The sequence below is a fragment of the Pseudomonas sp. KBS0707 genome (assembly GCF_005937945.2).
GTDB classification, from domain to species: domain Bacteria; phylum Pseudomonadota; class Gammaproteobacteria; order Pseudomonadales; family Pseudomonadaceae; genus Aquipseudomonas; species Aquipseudomonas amygdali.
In genome coordinates, this window is record NZ_CP041754.1 from 4,001,023 (window position 1) to 4,020,403 (window position 19,381).

A 19,381-nucleotide genomic window follows, 5' to 3' on the forward strand; every position below is an offset into this window, starting at 1 on the left:
TCGCCAAAAACGACAACGCCAGCCCTGGGGGCTGGCGATGCCATTCATTCACACCACAGGATCACTCAGGCTTGCGACGACCGAAGCCAGGACGCTGACCCGAACCTGCCGGTGGACCGCGACGCTTGCCTGACGGCGCATCGTCGTTGACCAGCTTGATGCCGACACGCTTTGGCCCAGGCTTGGCCGGGCGCTTATTCATCTCGCTCGGACGCTCGGCGACCGGTGTGCCACGGCTGTTGTCTGCCGGACGCGGTGCACGCGAACCGGGCTTGCCCGAGTCCTTGCGCGGCGAAGGACGCTGCGTGGAGTCGCCGCCACGCGGACGATCACGTTCGCTGCCGGTAATTTGCGGCTGACGCGGTGCGCGGTCGCCAGTCGCCGGAGCGCCAGCAGCCGGACGCAAGGTGCGAACGCGCTCGCCTTTGCCCAGAGGGCGCGACGATTGACGCTGCAGACGCTCCATCTTGTCTTTGGTCTTGGCATTCATCTGCGGCTGGGCCACAGGTTGCAGACCGACTTCGGCAGCCAGAATGTCGACTTCGTACTGGCTCATTTCGCGCCAGCGGCCCATCGGCAGGTCGGAGTTGAGGAACACCGGCCCGTAACGCACGCGCTTCAGACGGCTGACCACCAGCCCCTGGGATTCCCAGAGACGGCGCACTTCACGATTACGACCTTCCATTACCACGCAGTGATACCAGTGGTTAAAGCCTTCGCCGCCCGGTGCCTGCTGGATATCGGTGAAACGTGCCGGACCGTCTTCAAGAATCACACCATTCTTGAGGCGCAGCAGCATGTCGTCATCGACTTCGCCACGTACACGAACCGCATATTCGCGGTCCATTTCAAACGATGGGTGCATCAGACGGTTGGCGAGCTCACCGTCAGTGGTGAACATCAGCAGACCGGTGGTGTTGATGTCGAGACGGCCGATGTTGATCCAGCGACCCTCTTTCGGGCGCGGCAGACGATCGAACACGGTCGGACGACCTTCAGGGTCGTCACGGGTGCAGATTTCGCCATCGGGCTTGTTGTACATGATCACGCGGCGAACCGTTTCGGCTGCTTCTTCGCGCTTGATGACGCGACCATCGACACTGATGGCGTCATGCAGGTCGACGCGTTGACCGAGGGTCGCGTCCTTGCCATTGACCTTGATGCGGCCTTGGGTAATCCAGGCTTCTACGTCACGGCGTGAACCCACGCCAATGCGCGCCAGAACCTTCTGCAGCTTTTCGCCTGCGGGTCCGATTTCCTGGCTGTCCTGCTTGTCTTTTTCACTCATCTGGGCACCTCCCGGTGTGTCGAATCAGGGCTGGCCGAGAACCGGCAAGACCTGTGCCCGGCACGCTGTGGATAGCGGCAGGGCGAAATACTTGAAAGCCCGGGCGACACTTGATCGCCGAGGGTCTGCCATCATACGCCCCTGCGCCGGTTTACGCATCCAGCGTCAGTGGCAAATGCCCGAATCACTTCTTCTTTTTACGACCGGCGGTCTTGAGCTTCGCCAGCCGCTTGGCAGACTCCTCGAGTACCGTGCGCTTGTCATCCTTGTCGAGTTTCTTCCAGGCCTTGATTTCACGCTTGCTGCGGCCACAGCCCAGGCAGATGTCATCATCGAACTTGCACAGGCTGATGCAGGGGTTCTTGGTCGAACTCATGGGCAGCGGTTCTCATGGCGGGGGATATCGTATGTGACTCTGGTCAGGCGTATGAATTCGACCGAAGTGCGCTGCACGCTCCAGGACGAGGTATCAAGAGGACGCAGAGCGCTCATGGCTACATACAGGTCTTGTGGGAGCGAGCTTGCTCGCGAAAGGGCCCTTACAGAATCCGAAAATAGCGAGCCTGCACCATCGCCTTCGCGAGCAAGCTCGCTCCCACGAGACTTGTGTATCACGCTGAACGCTTCAGCGTGGGAGCGATAGTCAATCAGACCCCATCGTCGCCTTTGTCGTCTTCAGGCTCTGGCTCCGCCCGCAGCAGGTCGTCGAAGTCGGTCTTGAGGCCCTGCTCCATCGAATCCAGTTCCACCAGCAGGCTGCGGAAGCTGGTTTCGTCGCGAGGTGCTTCGGGTTCCGCTTCCGGATCGAGGCTGGCGTCGGCCAGGGCCTGCAGGTGCGCGGGTACGGGGGCGTCTTCGAAATCCAGGACCGGCTCGGTTTCCATCTCGCGCAGGTCGGCCAGCGGCGGCAGCTCGTCCAGGCTTTTGAGGTTGAAGTGATCCAGAAAACCCTTGGTGGTGGCAAACATCGCCGGCTTACCGGGCACGTCACGATAGCCCACCACCCGAATCCACTCGCGTTCCAGCAGGGTCTTGACGATGTGGCTGTTCACCGCAACACCGCGCACGTCTTCAATTTCGCCCCGCGTGATCGGCTGGCGATAAGCGATCAAAGCCAGGGTTTCCAGCATGGCGCGGGAGTAACGCTGCGGCCGTTCTTCCCACAACCGTCCGACCCAAGGGGAGAACCGGTCACGAATCTGCAGGCGATACCCCGAGGCGACTTCCTTGAGTTCGAAAGCACGCCCCTCGCAAGACTTACGCAGCACCTCCAGCGCTTTTTTGAAAATCGGCGGTTCGGGACGCTCGCCCTCTTCGAACAGCTCATACAGCCGCTCCAGTGTCTGCGGCTTTCCGGAGGCCAGCAGAAAGGCTTCAAGCAACGGGGCCAGTTCACGCGGTTCGTTGAGGTTCATGGGTGTGTTCTTGCTCTACTCGGCTCGCGCCCGGACATGGATCACCGCAAAGGGCTCGTTTTGGACCAGCTCGACAAGGGATTCCTTGACCAGCTCCAGCACCGCCATAAATGTCACGACCACACCCAAACGCCCTTCTTCTGCGGTAAACAGCTCGGCGAACGGTACAAAACCGCTGCCCTTGAGACGTTCCAGCACGTCGCTCATGCGCTCACGCGTCGACAGCGCCTCGCGGCTGACCTGATGGCTTTCGAACATGTCGCCGCGGTGCAGCACTTCGGCCATCGACATCAGCACTTCTTCAAGACTGACATCCGGCAGCAACTTGCGCGCACGGGCTTCGGGGGCGTCCAGTTTCGGCACGATGACATCGCGGCCGACCCGGCTCAAGCCATCTATGCCTTCAGCAGCGGCCTTGAAGCGCTCGTATTCCTGCAGGCGGCGAATCAGCTCGGCGCGCGGGTCGCCTTCTTCCTCTTCGACTTCCGCCGAGCGCGGCAGCAGCATGCGCGACTTGATCTCAGCCAGCATGGCGGCCATGACCAGGTATTCGGCCGCCAGCTCCAGGCGCACGGTTTTCATCAACTCGACGTAACCCATGTACTGCTTGGTGATCTCGGCCACGGGAATATCGAGGATGTCGATGTTCTGTTTGCGGATCAGGTACAGCAGCAGGTCGAGCGGCCCCTCGAACGCTTCAAGAAAGACCTCAAGCGCATCGGGCGGGATGTACAGGTCCAGCGGCATCTGCGTGACCGCACGCCCGTAGACCAGCGCGAACGGCAGCTCCTGCTGGGCGTCTGCCTGGCTGTCGACGGACTCGACGACGGTCATTAAGCGCGTTCACCGAACAGCGTTGGATCACCGCAGCCAACCCGAACCACTTCTGGCTCTCCGCCAGCCAGGTTGATGACTGTGGACGCCGAAATACCGCCGATCCCGCCATCAATGATCAGGTCCACCTGATGCTCGAGAATCTGGCGCATCTCGTAGGGATCGCTGAGCGGCACAGTGTCACCCGGCATGATCAGGCTGACGCTCATCAGCGGCTCGCCCAATTGCTCGAGCAAGGCCTGGGCAATGGGGTGGCTCGGCACGCGCAGGCCGATGGTGCGGCGCTTGGGGTGCAGCACCAGGCGCGGCACCTCGCGGGTGGCGTTGAGAATAAAGGTGTACGGCCCCGGCGTGTGCGCCTTGAGTGCGCGGAAAGCGCCGGTGTCGACCTTGGCAAAAAGCCCCAGTTGCGACAGGTCGCAGCACATCAGGGTGAAGTTGTGCTTGTCGTCCAGCTGACGCAGACGGCGGATACGCTCGATGGCGCTCTTGTCACCGATCTGGCAACCCAGCGCATAGGACGAATCTGTCGGGTACACCACCAGCCCGCCGGCTTTTATGATTTCCGCGGCCTGTTTGATCAGGCGCGGCTGCGGGTTTTCCGGATGGACCTGGAAAAATTGACTCACGGTAACTTCCTGTTCAGACGGCGGCAGTAGGCTGTTCATGTTTGAATCTGCACCACAAAGGCGGTAGATCTTCAGGCACGGGACGATAAGTGCCGATCTCGCCCCAGTTGCCAGGACCGTGGAAGTCGCTGCCGGCAGTAACCAGCAGACCGAACTCGCGTGCAAGGATGGCAAGGGTCCCAACCTGATCGGCAGGCTGCATGCCATTGACCACTTCTATGGCGTGCCCACCGGCCTGGACGAAATCGCCGACCAGTTTACGCCGTTTACTGCGAGTAAAGTCATAATGTGAAGGATGCGCGAGGCTGACCCATGCACCCGATGCCCGCAAGGTGGCGACGGTTTCTTCCAGCGTTGGCCAGTGCTGCTTCACATCGCCCAGTTTGCCAGCACCCAGCCATTTGCGAAACGCCTCGGCGCGGTCCTTGACGAAACCTGCGCGCACCATGAAGTCAGCAAAGTGTGGACGCGCAGGCGCATTACCGCTGTCACCCAGCTCCTGCTGGATCGCGCGAGCGCCTTCCAGCGCGCCAGGCATACCTTTGATCGCCAATTTGCGGCTGATTTCTTCAGCACGCAGCCAGCGTCCCTCATGCAAACGGCTGATAGCTTCAGTCAGCGCCGGGGCCTGGGTATCGAATCCATAGCCCAGAATATGGATGGTCGCACCGCCCCAGGTGCAGGACAGCTCCACCCCGTTGACCAGCTGCATGCCCAATGAATGCGCTGCCGCGCGGGCTTCTTCAAGCCCTTCGAGGGTGTCGTGGTCGGTCAGCGAAAGGACGCGCACGCCGTTTTCATGAGCACGGGCAACCAGTGCCGTGGGCGAGAGCGCCCCGTCGGAAGCGGTGCTGTGGCAGTGCAGGTCAACATTCATAGTGGTGCTTTCGTGTTCATTGATGTTTGTTATTATGCCGCCACATCCTGCTTCTGGCTGCCATTGTGAAACAATTCATCGACTTCATCCCGCTGCTCCTGTTTTTCATCGTTTACAAAACCGAGCCGCGTGCCGTGGATATCCTCGGCAATACCTATATGGTAGGCGGCATTTTCAGCGCAACGGCGATGCTGATCATCAGTTCGGTGGTGGTCTACGGCATTCTTTACCTCAAACAGCGCAAGCTGGAAAAAAGCCAGTGGCTCACACTGGTCGCCTGTCTGGTGTTTGGCAGTCTGACACTGGCCTTCCACAGCGAAACCTTCCTGAAATGGAAAGCCCCGGTGGTCAACTGGCTATTTGCCGTGGCTTTCGCCGGCAGTCATTTCATCGGTGACCGCCCGATTATCCAGCGCATCATGGGCCACGCATTGACCCTGCCAGCGGCGATCTGGACCCGGCTCAACATCGCCTGGATCGTATTCTTCCTGTTCTGCGGCGCGGCCAACCTGTACGTGGCCTTCACCTATCAGGAATTCTGGGTCGACTTCAAAGTATTCGGCAGCCTGGGCATGACCCTGATCTTCCTGGTCGGCCAGGGGATATACCTGTCACGCCATCTGCACGACACCGCACCCAATACGACCAAATCCGAGGACTGACATGCTCTACGCAATCATCGCCACCGACGTCGAAAACTCGCTGGAAAAACGCCTCAGCGTGCGCCCGGCACACCTTGAGCGCCTAAACGCGCTCAAGGATGAAGGCCGTCTGGTGCTGGCCGGCCCACACCCGGCAGTCGACAGCAACGACCCGGGTGCTGCCGGTTTCAGCGGCAGCCTGATCGTGGCCGAGTTTGAATCGCAAAGCGCCGCCAAGGCGTGGGCCGAAGCCGATCCATATGTTGCGGCAGGCGTCTATGCCAATGTCGTGGTCAAGCCATTCAAGCTCGTCCTGCCCTGATCACCTCCTCTGACCCCCTTACGGCTCTGCCTCAACCGAGGCATAGCCGTGTTGAACCCCGCCCCTTGCTCATCCTTCCTGACACCCTGCCGATACCCTGCTCAATGTGCGAATTTATACGGCTCGGTAAAAGGGAGTTCAGATGCGTTCAGGTACGTGGTGTCTGTTGGCAGTTTTGATGGCGACGGGGTTTCAGGTGAACGCCGAGACGGTCAATGAGAGCGGCGCAGTGCAGCCTTTGCACCTGCCCAGCCCCGCCAATCAGATTGCCGACCTTCAGTTGCGGCTCAAGGACAGCGAGCGTCAGCGCGACGAGCTGACACGGCAGTTGCAAAACGTCGATCCGGAACGCGACAACGCCTTGTTGACACGTTTGCGCCAGGAGAACCAAAAGCTCAAGTTGCAGCTCAAAGAAGCACTGTCGGCAGCGCCTCCTCGCTTGCTGACCGAGCAACAACAATGGTTCGTCGCAGGCGGTGGCGTTGCGATGTTCGCCCTTCTGTGCGGTATATTGGTCAGCGGTTGGCGTAGGCAACGTCGGCAGTGGCTAAATTGAGTGAGTCATGAGCGAGCTGTTACTAATTGATGATGATCAGGAGCTGTGCGAACTGCTAAGCAGTTGGCTGAGCCAGGAAGGCTTTCAGGTGCGCGCCTGTCACGACGGGGCCAGTGCGCGTCAGGCTCTGGCCGATGCAGCTCCGACGGCCGTGGTGCTGGACGTAATGCTGCCTGATGGCAGCGGCCTGGAACTGCTCAAGCAATTGCGCAATGACCACCCGGACCTGCCGGTGGTCATGCTCTCGGCACGCGGCGAACCGCTGGACCGCATTCTGGGCCTTGAACTGGGCGCTGATGACTACCTGGCAAAACCCTGCGACCCGCGTGAGCTCACCGCCCGACTGCGCGCCGTGCTGCGTCGCAGTCACCCGGTGGCGTCGTCTACGCAACTGGAACTGGGTGACCTGACCTTCAGCCCGATGCGCGGCGTGGTCAGTGTCGACGAAAAGGAACTGACCCTCACCGTCTCCGAAAGCCGTCTGCTTGAAGCACTGATGCGCCAGCCCGGCGAACCACTGGACAAGCAAGAGCTGGCGCAACTGGCGCTGGGCCGCAAACTGACGCTCTACGACCGCAGCCTGGACATGCACGTCAGCAACCTGCGCAAGAAAATCGGCCCTCACGCTGACGGTCGTCCACGCATCGTCGCCCTGCGCAGCCGCGGCTATTATTATGCTTTGTAAGCAACTGCCCCCTTACACAAGCTTTACCAAGCGCTGACTGCGCTTGACCTTGATCTCCCTAAACTGGGCTCATCGGCATCGAGCCGCACTAGAGACAAGGAGATACACCATGCGCAAGACCCTGATCGCTTTGATGTTCGCCACTGCCCTGCCGACCATTGCCATGGCCGCACCACCAGCGCCACCTGCCGGTGGCCCGGATGCTGACGCATCTGCCATGCACATGGATCGCGATGACCGCGGCCCTGGCCCACGTATGGATCGCGGCCCTGGCCCGATGGGACCGATGGCTGAGCTGGACCTGACACGTGAACAGCGTCAGCAGATCGAACGCTTGATGCGCGAGCAACGGCACGAGCGCCGCGAAATCACTCAAAGCTACCTGGAAAAAATGCCTGCTGCCGACCAGAAAGCAATGCACGACGAAATCGAAGCCAAACGCTCCAAGACCGACAGCGAAGTTCGTGCACTGCTGAGGCCTGACCAGCAGAAGCTGTTTGACGAAATCAAGAAGAAAGAAGATGAGCGTCGCGCCGAATGGGCCGAGTTCAAGGCCTGGAAAGCGGCAAAAGCAGCAAAAACGCTGTAATCATCAGGCCTCGCGGCCCGATGAGCTGAACACAACCCGGCATGCACGCGCATGCCGGGCTTTTTTACTGAGACCGAGGAAATCCCGTGCGTTCATTGTTCTGGCGAATCCTGGCCAGCTTCTGGTTGGCCATCGCTCTGGTAGGCGGCCTGTCGGTGCTCATGGGGCACATGCTCAATCAGGATGCGTGGATCCTCAGTCGTCACCCGGTGCTCAACTCGTTGCCCGAGCAGTGGACGCAACGCTTCGAGGACAAGGGCGCGGATAACGCTCAGGAATTTCTTCAGGACATCAAACGTCGCAATCGTATCGACACACAAGTGCTCAGCGACAGCGGTGAGCCTATGGTGCGTGGCACTTTCCCGCCACGCGCAGCCGCGCTGGAAGCTCGACAGCAGGCCGACGAGGGTCAGGGCCGCAAACTGCCCTGGCGCCGTCTGGCCACCGAGTACAGCAGCCCGAAGACCGGCGAAACCTACCTGTTCATCTACCGCGTTCCGCACCCGGAGCTCGACGAATGGCACCGTCAGAGTCTGATGTGGCCGCTGAGCGCGCTGGGCATTGCGCTGGTGGTGCTGACCCTGTTCAGCCTGTTCGTGACGCTGTCGATTACACGACCGCTGAGTCGCCTGCGCGGTGCAGTGCATGATCTGGGGCAGACCAGCTATCAACAGCACAGCCTCGGCCAACTGGCCAATCGGCGTGACGAATTCGGCGTACTGGCCAAGGACTTCAACCGCATGGGCGCGCGCCTGCAAAGCCTGATTGGCAGTCAGCGTCAGTTGCTGCGCGATGTGTCTCATGAATTGCGCTCACCGCTGGCCCGATTGCGCATCGCCCTGGCGCTGGCTGAACGTGCGGAGCCTGCCGAGCGTGAAAAGCTCTGGCCACGGTTGGGTCGTGAGTGTGACCGGCTGGAGGCGCTGATCAGCGAGATCCTGGCCCTGGCGCGCCTCGACGCCGAGCTTCGCGGCCCTGAGCCTGTCGACCTCGAAGCGCTGCTGCAGCGCCTGAAGAACGACACCCAACTGGACGGTATCGACCAGAACATTCGCGTCGAGGTGCAGGACAACCTGCAGTTCAAAGGCTGGCCGGACATGATTGAACGTGCGCTGGACAACCTGCTGCGCAACGCGCTGCGCTTCAACCCCTCCGGTCAGCGCATCGATCTGCAGGCAACTCAGGTCGGCGATCACGTCCGTTTGAGCGTCCGCGATCATGGCCCGGGGGTTGCCGACGAGCATCTGGCACAACTGGGCGAGCCGTTTTACCGCGCCCCCGGCCAGACCACGCCCGGTCACGGCCTGGGGCTGGCGATCGCCAAACGCGCAGCGGAGCGACATGGCGGCACCCTGATGCTGGGCAATCACCCGGAAGGCGGGTTTATCGCCACGCTGGACCTGCCCAGAGAGCCGCTCAGTTTATCGTCTGTCTGATCAGCCCTGCCACTCGCTGACAAACCCGCCCACATCGACTTTCGGCGCTTCGCGCGGCGGGTTCAGCGGGGTGCCCAGGTACAGAAAGCCGAGCACTTCTTCGCCGGCTTCAAGGCCGAAGCCCTTGGCCACCTGCGGCGCATAGGACAGCTCGCCAGTCCTCCAGACCGCACCGATACCCAGTGCATACGCTGCCAACAACACGCCATGTGCGGCGCATCCGGCGGTGATCCGCTGTTCCGAGTGCGGAACCTTGAAATGGTCTTGCAAGCGAGCGATCACCACCACGACCAAGGGTGCGCGCAACGGTCCCAGACGGGCCTTTTCCAGCGCCTGCGGGGTAATCTCACCGCTACTTTGCTGCAGCGCTTCCACCAGCAGCTCGCCCATGCGCTCACGCGCCGGGCCTTCGACGGTCAGGAAACGATAAGGCTTGAGCTGTCCATGATCCGGTGAGCGCAGCGCCGCACCGAACATGATTTCCCGCTGCGCAGCATCCGGGGCCGGGTCGACCAGTCGCGGAACCGATACGCGATTGAGCAAAACGTAGAGCGCCTGCATGGGCGGTCTCCTTGAAAAGTGATCGAGCATTCTAGAGCCTGTTTACCGTCAATAACGAGTGCGACGGACAATTCCTTACCCACTCTGTCGAACCCTGCCCCTGGCTGCACTGGTTTACATGCCTTCAAGCGCGGGTAGAATGGCGCCTTCCCTCACACCCGCCCGAGCCATTCATGTCGTTGCCGACCTTTCGCATCATCGGTTTCATTATCGGCATCTTCCTGATCACCCTGGCTGTCGCCATGATCGTGCCTATGGCTACGCTGGTCATCTACGACCGTTTCGAGGACCTGCGCGAGTTTCTGTGGGCCAGCGCCATCACCTTTATCGCCGGCCTGGCGCTGGTGGTGCCCGGACGCCCCGACAACGTCCAGTTGCGCCCGCGGGACATGTACATGCTGACCGTCTCCAGCTGGATCGTGGTGTGCATTTTCGCCGCCCTGCCCTTTCTGCTGACCCAGCACATCAGTTACACCGATTCGTTCTTTGAAAGCATGTCAGGCATCACCGCCACCGGCTCGACCGTACTCAGCCATCTGGACAGCATGTCACCGGGTATTCTGATCTGGCGTTCGATGCTGCACTGGCTTGGCGGTATCGGCTTTATCGGTATGGCCGTGGCGATTCTGCCGTTGCTGCGCATTGGTGGCATGCGCCTGTTCCAGACCGAATCGTCGGATCGCTCGGAAAAGGTCATGCCCCGCTCGCACATGGTGGCCAAGTTCATTGTGCTGGCCTACGTCGGTTTTACCGCGCTGGGCAGCCTGGCCTTCTGGGCGGCGGGCATGAGCCTGTTCGATGCGATCAACCATGCGATGTCGGCCATTTCCACGGGCGGGTTCTCCACCTCCGACCTGTCGCTGGCCAAGTGGCCGCAGCCTGCGGTGCATTGGGTCGCGATTGTGGTGATGATCCTCGGCAGCCTGCCCTTTACCCTTTATGTCGCGACCCTGCGCGGTAATCGCAAGGCGTTGATCAAGGATGAGCAGGTGCAGGGGCTGATCGGGCTGCTGTTGGTCACCTGGCTGGTAATGACTGTCTGGTACGCCAACACCACCGACCTGCCGTGGACCGAGGCGCTGCGTCATGTGGCCCTTAACGTGACGTCGGTGGTGACAACTACCGGTTTTGCACTCGGTGACTACAGCCTGTGGGGCAACTTCTCGCTGATGCTGTTCTTCTATCTGGGTTTCATCGGCGGCTGTTCGGGCTCGACGGCGGGCGGGGTGAAGATCTTCCGCTTTCAGGTCGCCTATATCCTGCTCAAGACCAACCTTAATCAACTGATTCACCCACGCGCGGTGATGAAGCAGAAATACAACGGCCATCGACTGGACGACGAAATAGTTCGCTCGATTCTGACCTTTTCGTTTTTCTTCACCATAACCATCTGCCTGATCGCATTGATGTTGTCGCTGCTCGGGCTGGACTGGATGACCGCACTGACCGGGGCTGCCAGCACCGTATCCGGTGTAGGGCCGGGGCTGGGCGAGGTGATTGGGCCTGCGGGCAACTTCTCTACCTTGCCCGATGCTGCCAAGTGGATTCTCTCCGGCGGCATGCTGCTCGGCCGCCTGGAGATCATTACCGTGCTGGTGCTGTGTGTGCCGGCGTTCTGGCGGCATTGAGGTCTGGCTGGGCGCAGGAGCGGACCGGACGACGCTTCGCTTATTCGCGAAGACGGCATTTGATTTATCGTTCCCACGCTCCGCGCAGTAATGCAGTCGCACTCAGCATCGTCAATGCCATCGCGGTTGAAAAGCGCCTTGGGGCAATTTGGCCAAGGCACGGTTCAGCCAGGCGCATAAGCAACTAGTGCCCGCCCCCCGCCGCTGGCCCCGCCTTGGCACCAAACGGCGGTTTGGCCAGCCAGACCAGCAGAATCAGCCCCGCAAATACCCAGCCCAGCAGGTAGAAGTAGTCCACCGTGGACATCATGTAGGCCTGCGCGTTGAGGGTGCGTTCCAGCTGGGCGTAGGCCTGCGGGCTCGCGCCGCCCAGGCTGTCGAGGGCGTGCCGGGTTGTCGGGTCGAAGGTGCTGATGTTTTCACTCAGGTAAGCATGATGCTGGTTGGCGCGACGAATCCAGATCCAGGTGGTCAGCGACGCCGCAAAGCTGCCACCCAGGGTGCGCAGGAAGGTTGCCAGCCCAGAGCCATCGGCAATCTGATTGGGCGGCAGGTCGGACAACAGAATGCTCAGGGTGGGCATAAAGAACAGCGCCACACCGATGCCCATGAACAACTGCACCATTGCCACATGCTCGAAGTCCACGTCGGTATTGAAGCCGGCACGCATGAAACAGCTCAGCCCCATCGCCAGAAACGCCAGCCCGGCCAGCAGACGCAAGTCGAACTTGTGCGCGTACTTGCCGACAAAGGGCGACATCAGCACCGGCAGGATACCAATCGGCGCGACGGCCAGCCCCGCCCAGGTCGCGGTGTAGCCCATCTGGGTCTGCAACCACTGCGGCAGAATCAGGTTGATACCGAAGAAGCCTGAATAGCCGCCGATCATGACCAGCGTACCGATACGGAAATTGCGGTAAGCAAACAGCCGCAGGTTGACGATCGGGTGCTTGTCGGTCATTTCCCAAATCACGAAGAAGACCAGCGCCACCAGCGAAATCAGCGAACCGAAGATGATGAAGTTCGACTCGAACCAGTCCAGATCATTGCCCTTGTCGAGCACTATCTGCAACGCGCCGACACCGACAATCAAGGCCAGCAAGCCGATGTAATCCAGCGGTTGATGAGCAGTGCTGACCAACCTTTTAGTCATCTGCGAACGCACCACCAGCACCGCGAACAGGCCGATGGGGATGTTGATAAAGAAAATCCACGGCCAACTGTAACTGTCAGTGATCCAGCCACCGAGGATCGGCCCGGCGATAGGCGCAACCACCGTCACCATCGCCAGCAATGCCAGCGCCATGCCCCTTTTCGCCGGAGGATATACGGCGATCAGCAATGTCTGGCTCATCGGATACAGAGGACCGGCCACCATGCCCTGCAACGCCCGGAACCCCACCAGTTCCGGCATGGACTGGGAAATGCCACACAAAAACGACGCCATCACGAACAGAATGGTTGCCCACAGAAACAGCTTCACCTCACCAAAGCGGCGACTGAGCCAGCCGGTCAGCGGCAAGGCAATCGCGTTGCTGACTGCGAACGAGGTAATCACCCAGGTACTCTGCTCGGAGCTGACCCCCAGGTTGCCGGCGATGGTCGGCAACGCCACGTTGGCAATCGTGGTATCGAGCACCTGCATGAAGGTCGCCAGCGACAGACCGATGGTGCACAGCAACAGGCTTGGCGGGGTAAAAGAAGCGGGGGCGTTGTTGCTCATCGCAAATCCCTGAAGACGAGTGCGACACCCCGGCCAAGTGGCCGGGGTTCACGGATTGGCGGTTCAGCGCTGAACGGCAGTCTTGCCACTGGAAGCACTGTTCTCGTGAATCAGACGGGCAATCAACGCATCAGCGTCGGCCAGCTGCGCGGCGTAAACCTGAGTGCTGAAAGCGGCCTGCTTGCGCGGCTGTTGCGCCAGCACCGGACCGCTCTGGTCATGCAGATTGACCTCGACAGTGGTCGACAGACCGATGCGCAACGGATGCTTCGCCAGCTCTTCAGGGTTGATATGTACACGGACCGGCACACGCTGGACGATCTTGATCCAGTTACCCGTCGCGTTCTGTGCCGGCAACAGCGCAAAGGCACTGCCGGTGCCTGCGCCCAGGCTGTCGATGGTGCCGCTGTACTTCACATCGCTGCCATACAGGTCGGAGCTGATCTCCACCGGTTGACCGATGCGCATCTTGCCCAGTTGGGTTTCCTTGAAGTTGGCATCGATCCACAACTGATCCAGCGGGATCACAGCCATGGTCGCGGTGCCCGGCTGGATGCGCTGGCCCAGTTGCACGCTGCGCTTGGCCACATAACCGGTGACCGGCGCTACCAGCGTACTGCGTGCATTGGCCAGAAAGGCCTGACGCAACTGGGAGGCAGCAGCCTTGACGTCGGGATGTGAAGAAACAACTGTGTCATCGACCAGCGCCACGCTGGTGCTCAACTGCTGCTGAATGTTGTTCAACTCACTTTGCGCGCTGGTCAGGCTGTCTCTGGAATGCGACAGCTCTTCCTGGGAAATCGCCCCGCCCGCAGCCAGACTGCGCCGACGGTTGTAGTTCTCCTGAGCGGTCTGCACGGCGGTGCGCTGCGCAGCCAGTTGTGCCTTCATGCCATCGACATTGCTGTACAAACCACGCACCTGACGCACAACCTTACCCAGATTGGCCTCGGCGCTTTGCAGCGAAACTTCGGCATCGCTCGGGTCGAATTTGAGCAACACCTGCCCTTCGTGCACCAGATCCCCGTCGTCGGCACCAATGCTGATAACGGTTCCGGTAACCAACAGGGTGATTTCGACCACATTGCCATTCACGTAGGCGTCGTCGGTCTCTTCGCTCCATTGGCCGTAAAACTCGTACCAGGCCCAGATGGCCAAACCAAGAATCACGACGATGACGGCGAGCCCGATCAGCAGGAACTTGCGCTTGCCGGGCTTCGGCGTTTGCTGTGAGGACGGGGCAGATGTGTTTTCAGTGGCGGCAGTGGCCATGGCAGTTACCTTTTTATCAGCGAAGCGGCGAGACAGGAACGAGCGGCAGGCGCACGCCTGCCGACAGGTCTGCCGCTCAGCTTTTAGCTTTGGGGTTGAAGCTCAGACGAGTCAGGGTGATGTGGTCATCGGCGGCCGCCAGTACCTTGGTGAGAATCCTTGTCAGGGTCTCGACCTCATCACTGTCGAGCGCGGCAAAGGTGTCATTCATGGCGTCCGCACCAATCTGCGGCAGCAGGTCAGAGAGCGCCTGCCCCTGCTCCGTCAGCGCCAGGCGCACCTGGCGACGATCAGTCGCTGACCGCTGGCGCACAACCAGCCCTTTCTGCTCCAGACGATCGAGCATGCGGGTCATCGAACCGCTGTCCAGCGACAGGTGACGACACAATTCCACAGGGGTGTCGGTCGAGAACTGGGCAATGATGATCAGCACCTTGAACTGCGCGAACGTCACGTCATAAGGCAGCAGGTACTTGTCGAGCATGCGGTCTTTGAGCGCATTGGTACGACCGACCAGCAGCCCGATCAGGCTGGAATCGAAATTGTCGGGGCTGAAATGTTTCAAGAAATCATCCAGATAGCTGCCTAGGCAGTGATTGCAAAATATTACTGCCTAGGCAGCCGTTGTCAAAGCATTTATTAGCTTGCTTACTAAATACCCATAAAAAAACGACCGCTGGCAAGGCGGTCGTTTTTGAAGGTGCGCGCGGGGAATCAGGCGGCGACGGGCACACCACTGTGAAAGCGAAACTCTTCGTCAGGGCTTTCTATCAGCTCACGCTCGGCCAGACGGATTTCCTCGATCTTGGCATCGACATCAGCCTTGTCGCCGTAGCTGTAAGCCAGCTTGAGATAATCCTGAAAATGCCGCGCTTCGGATTTCAGCAGGCCGCCGTAGAATTTGGCCAGTTCTTCGTCCAGGTGAGGCACCAGCGCAGCGAAGCGCTCACAGGAACGGGCCTCGACAATGGCACCGACGATCAGCGCGTCGGTCAGTCGGTAAGGATTGTGATTGCGCACAAGTTTGCGCAGCGCTCCGGCATAACGCGCCGAGCTGATGTTGGCCATAGGGATCTGGCGCTTTCTGATGATGCTGATCACTTGCTCGAAATGGCGCAGCTCTTCCCGAGCCAGACGCGACATCTTGCTCAACAGGTCGAACTTGTCGTTGTACTGAAACATGAACTGAAACGCAGCCCCGGCCGCCTTCTTCTCATTGTTCGCATGGTCGATCAGCAAGATATCCAGGTTGCGCAACGCGGCCTGAACCCAACTGTCGGGGGTGCGGCAAAGCAGGAAGGCTTCGATTTCGGGGATCGGGTACATAAGCTCACAGAATGACAGAGAGACAAAGCCCGGCATTATACGAGGAGCGACGATGCCTCGCGATACAAATGCATGCAGTGAAGGACGTCTGCCTGATCAGGCCCCGAACGCATCGCGCAGAAAGCCCGGTGCGATGTAACGCTGATAATGCGCCTCGGACAGCAGGAAAAACTCGCGATCGATCGCATCGCGCAATTCCGGCAGCGTCCAGTCACGAAACTCCGGCAGCAGCACAAAGCCGTAGGCCTCAACCTGACTAATGACCCGTGCGCCGCGCGCGATCAACTGGTAGGCCCAGCAATACTCGGACTGGTGCGGCACGAAACGGATCTTGCGCTGGGTGAGCTGCGCGCGCAGCTTGTCGGCATCGAAGACTTCAAGCTTGGCAGTCATCACCTGGACCAGCAATTGTTCCAGACGCAGCCATACCGCTCTTTTTTCATCCTCGTTATAGCCGTTCCAGTGGATGACCTCGTGGTGGAACCGCTTGCAGCCACGGCACACCAGGTCCCCGTAAACAGTGGAGCAAAGGCCGACGCAGGGGGTTTTGATAATGTAATCAGGCATGTCAGGCAGGACAGGGGAAGGCGAAACAGGGGCTCATGTTAGCCCTTTGTCTAAGCAAGTTCACCCCCGAAGATGTAGGGGCTAACTTACCTTTAGCGAAGTTTTGGCGTAGAATCAGCGAGCCTTTTAAGGCGCCAATGTCCGTTGGAAGCTGTTTTCAAAGCGTCACGAGCACAGTCAGGTTAACCCCGCATTGCGGCGTCGACAGGCCATTCCCTCATCAAGAATGGCCGTGTCGACCGTCACTTCCCCCGTTCTGCAGGCGTAAAACTTTGAAAACAGCTTCTGTTAGGAATCGCCGACACCCTGCCAACAAGGCTCAATAAGCCTTGCGTGGGTACGGACGATTTCTGGATGAGCGTCCCGGACACCCATTTGGGACCACTGATGAGGGTTAATACTGTGCTTGAAGCCTACCGTAAACACATCGAAGAGCGTGCCGCCCAGGGCATCGTGCCCCAGCCGCTTAACGCCGAACAAACTGCAGGCCTGGTCGAGCTGCTGAAGAATCCCCCGGCTGGCGAAGAAGCTTTCCTTGTCGATCTGATCACCAACCGCGTTCCGCCAGGCGTTGACGAAGCCGCTTACGTCAAGGCCGGTTTCCTGTCTGCCCTGGCCAAGGGCGAAGCCACTTCTCCCCTGATCGACAAAAAACGTGCAACCGAACTGTTGGGCACCATGCAGGGCGGCTACAACATCGTCACTCTGGTTGAACTGCTCGACGACGCCACCCTCGCGCCGGTCGCCGCCGAACAGCTCAAGCACACCCTGCTGATGTTCGATGCCTTCCACGACGTGGCCGAAAAAGCCAAAAACGGCAACGTTCACGCCAAGGCTGTCCTGCAGTCCTGGGCTGACGGCGAGTGGTTCAAGAAGCGTCCGACGCTGGCCGACAAGATCAGCCTGCGCGTCTTCAAGGTCACCGGCGAAACCAACACCGATGACCTGTCCCCGGCACCTGATGCCTGGTCCCGTCCGGATATCCCGTTGCACGCCCTTGCCATGTTGAAAATGGCCCGTGACGGCATCGTTCCAGACGTTCAGGGCTCTATCGGCCCGATGAAACAGATCGAAGAAATGCGCGGTCAGGGTTTCCCTATTGCCTACGTCGGCGACGTGGTCGGTACCGGTTCCTCGCGTAAATCGGCAACCAACTCGGTACTGTGGTTCTTCGGCGACGACGTTCCTTACGTGCCGAACAAGCGTGCCGGTGGTTTCTGCTTCGGCAGCAAGATTGCCCCGATCTTCTACAACACCATGGAAGATGCTGGCGCCCTGCCAATCGAATTCGATGTCTCGAACATCAACATGGGTGACGTGATCGACGTCTACCCGTACGCCGGCAAGGTGTGCAAGCACGACAGCGACGAAGTCATTACCACCTTCGAAATGAAGACCCCGGTGCTGCTCGACGAAGTTCGCGCAGGCGGTCGTATTCCGCTGATCATCGGTCGCGGCCTGACCAGCAAGGCGCGCGCCGAACTGGGCCTGCCTGAGTTCGACCTGTTCAAGACCCCTGACCAGCCAGCCGAAAGCACCAAGGGTTACACCCTGGCGCAGAAGATGGTCGGCAAGGCGTGCGGCGTTGCAGGCGTTCGTCCTGGCACCTACTGCGAGCCGAAGATGACCACCGTCGGTTCCCAGGACACCACTGGCCCGATGACCCGCGACGAGCTGAAAGACCTGGCATGCCTGGGCTTCTCGACCGACCTGGTCATGCAGTCGTTCTGCCACACTGCAGCCTATCCAAAGCCTATCGACGTCAAGACGCACCACACGCTGCCTGACTTCATCATGACCCGCGGCGGCGTTTCCCTGCGTCCGGGCGACGGCATCATCCACAGCTGGCTGAACCGCATGCTGCTGCCGGACACCGTCGGCACCGGTGGCGACTCGCACACCCGCTTCCCGATCGGTATCTCCTTCCCGGCCGGTTCCGGTCTGGTGGCGTTTGCCGCTGCCACCGGCGTCATGCCGCTGGACATGCCTGAGTCGATCCTGGTTCGCTTCAAGGGCAAGATGCAACCCGGCATCACCCTGCGCGACCTGGTTCACGCCATTCCTTACTACGCCATTCAGGCTGGCCTGCTGACCGTAGAGAAGAAAGGCAAGAAGAACGCATTCTCCGGCCGCATCCTGGAAATCGAAGGCCTCGACAACCTGAGCATCGAGCAGGCTTTCGAGCTGTCCGACGCCTCTGCCGAGCGTTCGGCTGCCGGTTGCACCATCAAGCTGGCGAAAGAGCCGATCATTGAATACCTGAATTCGAACATCACCCTGCTGCGCTGGATGATCGAACAGGGTTACGGTGATCCGCGCACCCTGGAGCGTCGTGCTCAGGCGATGGAAGCCTGGGTTGCCAACCCGGAGCTGCTGGAAGCAGACAAGGACGCCGAGTACGCCGAAATCATCGAAATCGATCTGGCCGACGTCAAAGAGCCTGTGCTCTGCGCGCCGAACGACCCGGACGATGCCCGCCTGCTGTCTTCGGTACAGGGCGAGAAGATCGACGAAGTGTTCATCGGCTCCTGCATGACCAACATCGGCCACTTCCGCGCTGCGGGCAAGTTGCTGGATCAGGTCAAGGGCCAGCTGCCAACGCGTCTGTGGCTGTCGCCGCCGACCAAGATGGACGCTCACCAACTGACCGAAGAAGGCTACTACGGCATCTACGGTAAGGCTGGCGCGCGTATGGAAATGCCGGGCTGCTCGCTGTGCATGGGTAACCAGGCACGCGTGGAACCGAACTCGACTGTAGTGTCGACGTCGACCCGTAACTTTCCGAACCGTCTGGGTGACGGCGCGAACGTCTACCTGGCCTCCGCCGAGCTGGCGTCCGTTGCTTCGATTCTGGGTCGCCTGCCGACCGTCGAAGAGTACATGGGCTACGCCAACCAGATCGACACCATGGCAGCGGACGTGTACCGCTACCTGAGCTTCGATCAGATCGCCGAGTTCCGTGAAGCTGCTGCGAACGCCAACATCCCGGCCGTTCAAGTGTAAGCACGAAAGCAGGCGTTAAAAGAACCCCA

Annotated in this window: 20 protein-coding genes; 8 read left to right on the top strand and 12 right to left on the bottom strand. The window is 60.1% G+C overall.

From position 1 onward, the window contains the following. Window positions 1–61: 61 nt before the first annotated feature. The 6 genes from rluB to FFH21_RS18880 all read right to left on the bottom strand — a co-directional run bounded on the left by rluB (window position 62) and on the right by FFH21_RS18880 (window position 5,043). Entirely contained in the window at window positions 62–1,288 is a 1,227-nt protein-coding gene (gene rluB / locus FFH21_RS18855; RefSeq protein WP_005781848.1) for a 23S rRNA pseudouridine(2605) synthase RluB, read from the bottom strand. Window positions 1,289–1,472: 184 nt separating this feature from the next. After that, entirely contained in the window at window positions 1,473–1,664 is a 192-nt protein-coding gene (locus tag FFH21_RS18860) for a DUF1289 domain-containing protein (protein ID WP_002554453.1), read from the bottom strand. A 271-nt stretch (window positions 1,665–1,935) separates the two neighbouring features. Beyond that, window positions 1,936–2,703, bottom strand: a complete 768-nt coding sequence (scpB, locus tag FFH21_RS18865; protein WP_004659691.1) for an SMC-Scp complex subunit ScpB — start codon at window positions 2,701–2,703, stop codon at window positions 1,936–1,938. A gap of 15 nt (window positions 2,704–2,718) precedes the next feature. Then, window positions 2,719–3,537 carry a ScpA family protein gene (locus tag FFH21_RS18870; RefSeq protein ID WP_002554455.1) on the bottom strand — a complete coding sequence of 273 codons (819 nt, stop codon included), beginning with the start codon at window positions 3,535–3,537 and terminating at the stop codon, window positions 2,719–2,721. Further along, window positions 3,537–4,166 (bottom strand): L-threonylcarbamoyladenylate synthase, encoded by a 630-nt coding sequence (locus tag FFH21_RS18875; RefSeq protein ID WP_011169168.1) that lies wholly within the window; start codon window positions 4,164–4,166, stop codon window positions 3,537–3,539. The genes FFH21_RS18870 and FFH21_RS18875 overlap by 1 nt, the downstream gene beginning before the upstream one ends. Window positions 4,167–4,179: 13 nt before the next feature. Then, entirely contained in the window at window positions 4,180–5,043 is an 864-nt protein-coding gene (locus tag FFH21_RS18880) for a PHP domain-containing protein (RefSeq protein WP_004659686.1), read from the bottom strand. 65 nt (window positions 5,044–5,108) lie between these two features. Between FFH21_RS18880 and FFH21_RS18885 the strand changes: the two genes are divergently transcribed. The 6 genes from FFH21_RS18885 to FFH21_RS18910 all read left to right on the top strand — a co-directional run bounded on the left by FFH21_RS18885 (window position 5,109) and on the right by FFH21_RS18910 (window position 9,272). After that, window positions 5,109–5,705, top strand: a complete 597-nt coding sequence (locus FFH21_RS18885; RefSeq protein ID WP_011169169.1) for a septation protein A — start codon at window positions 5,109–5,111, stop codon at window positions 5,703–5,705. Window position 5,706: 1 nt separating this feature from the next. Further along, window positions 5,707–6,006: a YciI family protein gene (locus FFH21_RS18890; RefSeq protein WP_002554459.1), complete on the top strand. Its 300-nt coding sequence runs from the start codon at window positions 5,707–5,709 to the stop codon at window positions 6,004–6,006. 142 nt (window positions 6,007–6,148) lie between these two features. Next, a complete protein-coding gene (locus FFH21_RS18895) occupies window positions 6,149–6,562 on the top strand; it encodes a translation initiation factor 2 (RefSeq protein ID WP_004659681.1) in 414 nt (137 codons plus the stop codon). A gap of 7 nt (window positions 6,563–6,569) precedes the next feature. After that, a complete protein-coding gene (locus tag FFH21_RS18900) occupies window positions 6,570–7,247 on the top strand; it encodes a response regulator transcription factor (RefSeq protein WP_011169170.1) in 678 nt (225 codons plus the stop codon). 109 nt (window positions 7,248–7,356) lie between these two features. Beyond that, complete coding sequence (locus FFH21_RS18905; RefSeq protein ID WP_004665902.1) at window positions 7,357–7,836, top strand: hypothetical protein; 480 nt, start codon at window positions 7,357–7,359, stop codon at window positions 7,834–7,836. 86 nt (window positions 7,837–7,922) lie between these two features. Then, entirely contained in the window at window positions 7,923–9,272 is a 1,350-nt protein-coding gene (locus tag FFH21_RS18910) for a sensor histidine kinase KdpD (protein WP_041924600.1), read from the top strand. Here the strand turns inward: FFH21_RS18910 and FFH21_RS18915 are convergent, their stop codons facing one another. Then, window positions 9,273–9,833, bottom strand: a complete 561-nt coding sequence (locus tag FFH21_RS18915) for a nitroreductase family protein (RefSeq protein WP_011169173.1) — start codon at window positions 9,831–9,833, stop codon at window positions 9,273–9,275. Between the two features lie 173 nt (window positions 9,834–10,006). Between FFH21_RS18915 and FFH21_RS18920 the strand changes: the two genes are divergently transcribed. Further along, window positions 10,007–11,461: a TrkH family potassium uptake protein gene (locus tag FFH21_RS18920; protein WP_004665905.1), complete on the top strand. Its 1,455-nt coding sequence runs from the start codon at window positions 10,007–10,009 to the stop codon at window positions 11,459–11,461. Between the two features lie 184 nt (window positions 11,462–11,645). Here FFH21_RS18920 and FFH21_RS18925 read toward each other — a convergent pair whose 3' ends face one another. The 5 genes from FFH21_RS18925 to FFH21_RS18945 all read right to left on the bottom strand — a co-directional run bounded on the left by FFH21_RS18925 (window position 11,646) and on the right by FFH21_RS18945 (window position 16,349). Continuing rightward, a complete protein-coding gene (locus FFH21_RS18925; RefSeq protein WP_011169174.1) occupies window positions 11,646–13,184 on the bottom strand; it encodes a DHA2 family efflux MFS transporter permease subunit in 1,539 nt (512 codons plus the stop codon). A gap of 63 nt (window positions 13,185–13,247) precedes the next feature. Further along, entirely contained in the window at window positions 13,248–14,456 is a 1,209-nt protein-coding gene (locus FFH21_RS18930; protein ID WP_011169175.1) for an HlyD family efflux transporter periplasmic adaptor subunit, read from the bottom strand. A 76-nt stretch (window positions 14,457–14,532) separates the two neighbouring features. Then, window positions 14,533–15,021 carry a MarR family winged helix-turn-helix transcriptional regulator gene (locus FFH21_RS18935; protein WP_011169176.1) on the bottom strand — a complete coding sequence of 163 codons (489 nt, stop codon included), beginning with the start codon at window positions 15,019–15,021 and terminating at the stop codon, window positions 14,533–14,535. A gap of 149 nt (window positions 15,022–15,170) precedes the next feature. Then, window positions 15,171–15,782 carry a tRNA-(ms[2]io[6]A)-hydroxylase gene (locus FFH21_RS18940; RefSeq protein ID WP_003368536.1) on the bottom strand — a complete coding sequence of 204 codons (612 nt, stop codon included), beginning with the start codon at window positions 15,780–15,782 and terminating at the stop codon, window positions 15,171–15,173. A 96-nt stretch (window positions 15,783–15,878) separates the two neighbouring features. Next, a complete protein-coding gene (locus tag FFH21_RS18945; protein ID WP_002554470.1) occupies window positions 15,879–16,349 on the bottom strand; it encodes a DUF1289 domain-containing protein in 471 nt (156 codons plus the stop codon). A 402-nt stretch (window positions 16,350–16,751) separates the two neighbouring features. On the opposite strand from FFH21_RS18945, the gene acnB reads away from it, so the two are divergent. Further along, window positions 16,752–19,352: a bifunctional aconitate hydratase 2/2-methylisocitrate dehydratase gene (acnB, locus tag FFH21_RS18950; RefSeq protein ID WP_004665908.1), complete on the top strand. Its 2,601-nt coding sequence runs from the start codon at window positions 16,752–16,754 to the stop codon at window positions 19,350–19,352. Window positions 19,353–19,381: the final 29 nt, after the last annotated feature.

What these genes read in the sequence shown, in the direction of transcription:
- FFH21_RS18905 (WP_004665902.1), top strand. Translation starts at nt 7,357, where the DNA reads ATGCGCAAGACCCTGATCGCTTTGATGTTCGCCACTGCCCTGCCGACC.
- FFH21_RS18945 (WP_002554470.1), bottom strand. Translation starts at nt 16,349, where the DNA reads ATGCCTGATTACATTATCAAAACCCCCTGCGTCGGCCTTTGCTCCACT.
- FFH21_RS18900 (WP_011169170.1), top strand. Translation starts at nt 6,570, where the DNA reads ATGAGCGAGCTGTTACTAATTGATGATGATCAGGAGCTGTGCGAACTG.
- FFH21_RS18940 (WP_003368536.1), bottom strand. Translation starts at nt 15,782, where the DNA reads ATGTACCCGATCCCCGAAATCGAAGCCTTCCTGCTTTGCCGCACCCCC.
- rluB (WP_005781848.1), bottom strand. Translation starts at nt 1,288, where the DNA reads ATGAGTGAAAAAGACAAGCAGGACAGCCAGGAAATCGGACCCGCAGGC.
- FFH21_RS18915 (WP_011169173.1), bottom strand. Translation starts at nt 9,833, where the DNA reads ATGCAGGCGCTCTACGTTTTGCTCAATCGCGTATCGGTTCCGCGACTG.
- FFH21_RS18895 (WP_004659681.1), top strand. Translation starts at nt 6,149, where the DNA reads ATGCGTTCAGGTACGTGGTGTCTGTTGGCAGTTTTGATGGCGACGGGG.
- FFH21_RS18880 (WP_004659686.1), bottom strand. Translation starts at nt 5,043, where the DNA reads ATGAATGTTGACCTGCACTGCCACAGCACCGCTTCCGACGGGGCGCTC.
- FFH21_RS18925 (WP_011169174.1), bottom strand. Translation starts at nt 13,184, where the DNA reads ATGAGCAACAACGCCCCCGCTTCTTTTACCCCGCCAAGCCTGTTGCTG.
- FFH21_RS18870 (WP_002554455.1), bottom strand. Translation starts at nt 3,537, where the DNA reads ATGACCGTCGTCGAGTCCGTCGACAGCCAGGCAGACGCCCAGCAGGAG.
- FFH21_RS18930 (WP_011169175.1), bottom strand. Translation starts at nt 14,456, where the DNA reads ATGGCCACTGCCGCCACTGAAAACACATCTGCCCCGTCCTCACAGCAA.
- FFH21_RS18890 (WP_002554459.1), top strand. Translation starts at nt 5,707, where the DNA reads ATGCTCTACGCAATCATCGCCACCGACGTCGAAAACTCGCTGGAAAAA.
- FFH21_RS18920 (WP_004665905.1), top strand. Translation starts at nt 10,007, where the DNA reads ATGTCGTTGCCGACCTTTCGCATCATCGGTTTCATTATCGGCATCTTC.
- FFH21_RS18860 (WP_002554453.1), bottom strand. Translation starts at nt 1,664, where the DNA reads ATGAGTTCGACCAAGAACCCCTGCATCAGCCTGTGCAAGTTCGATGAT.
- scpB (WP_004659691.1), bottom strand. Translation starts at nt 2,703, where the DNA reads ATGAACCTCAACGAACCGCGTGAACTGGCCCCGTTGCTTGAAGCCTTT.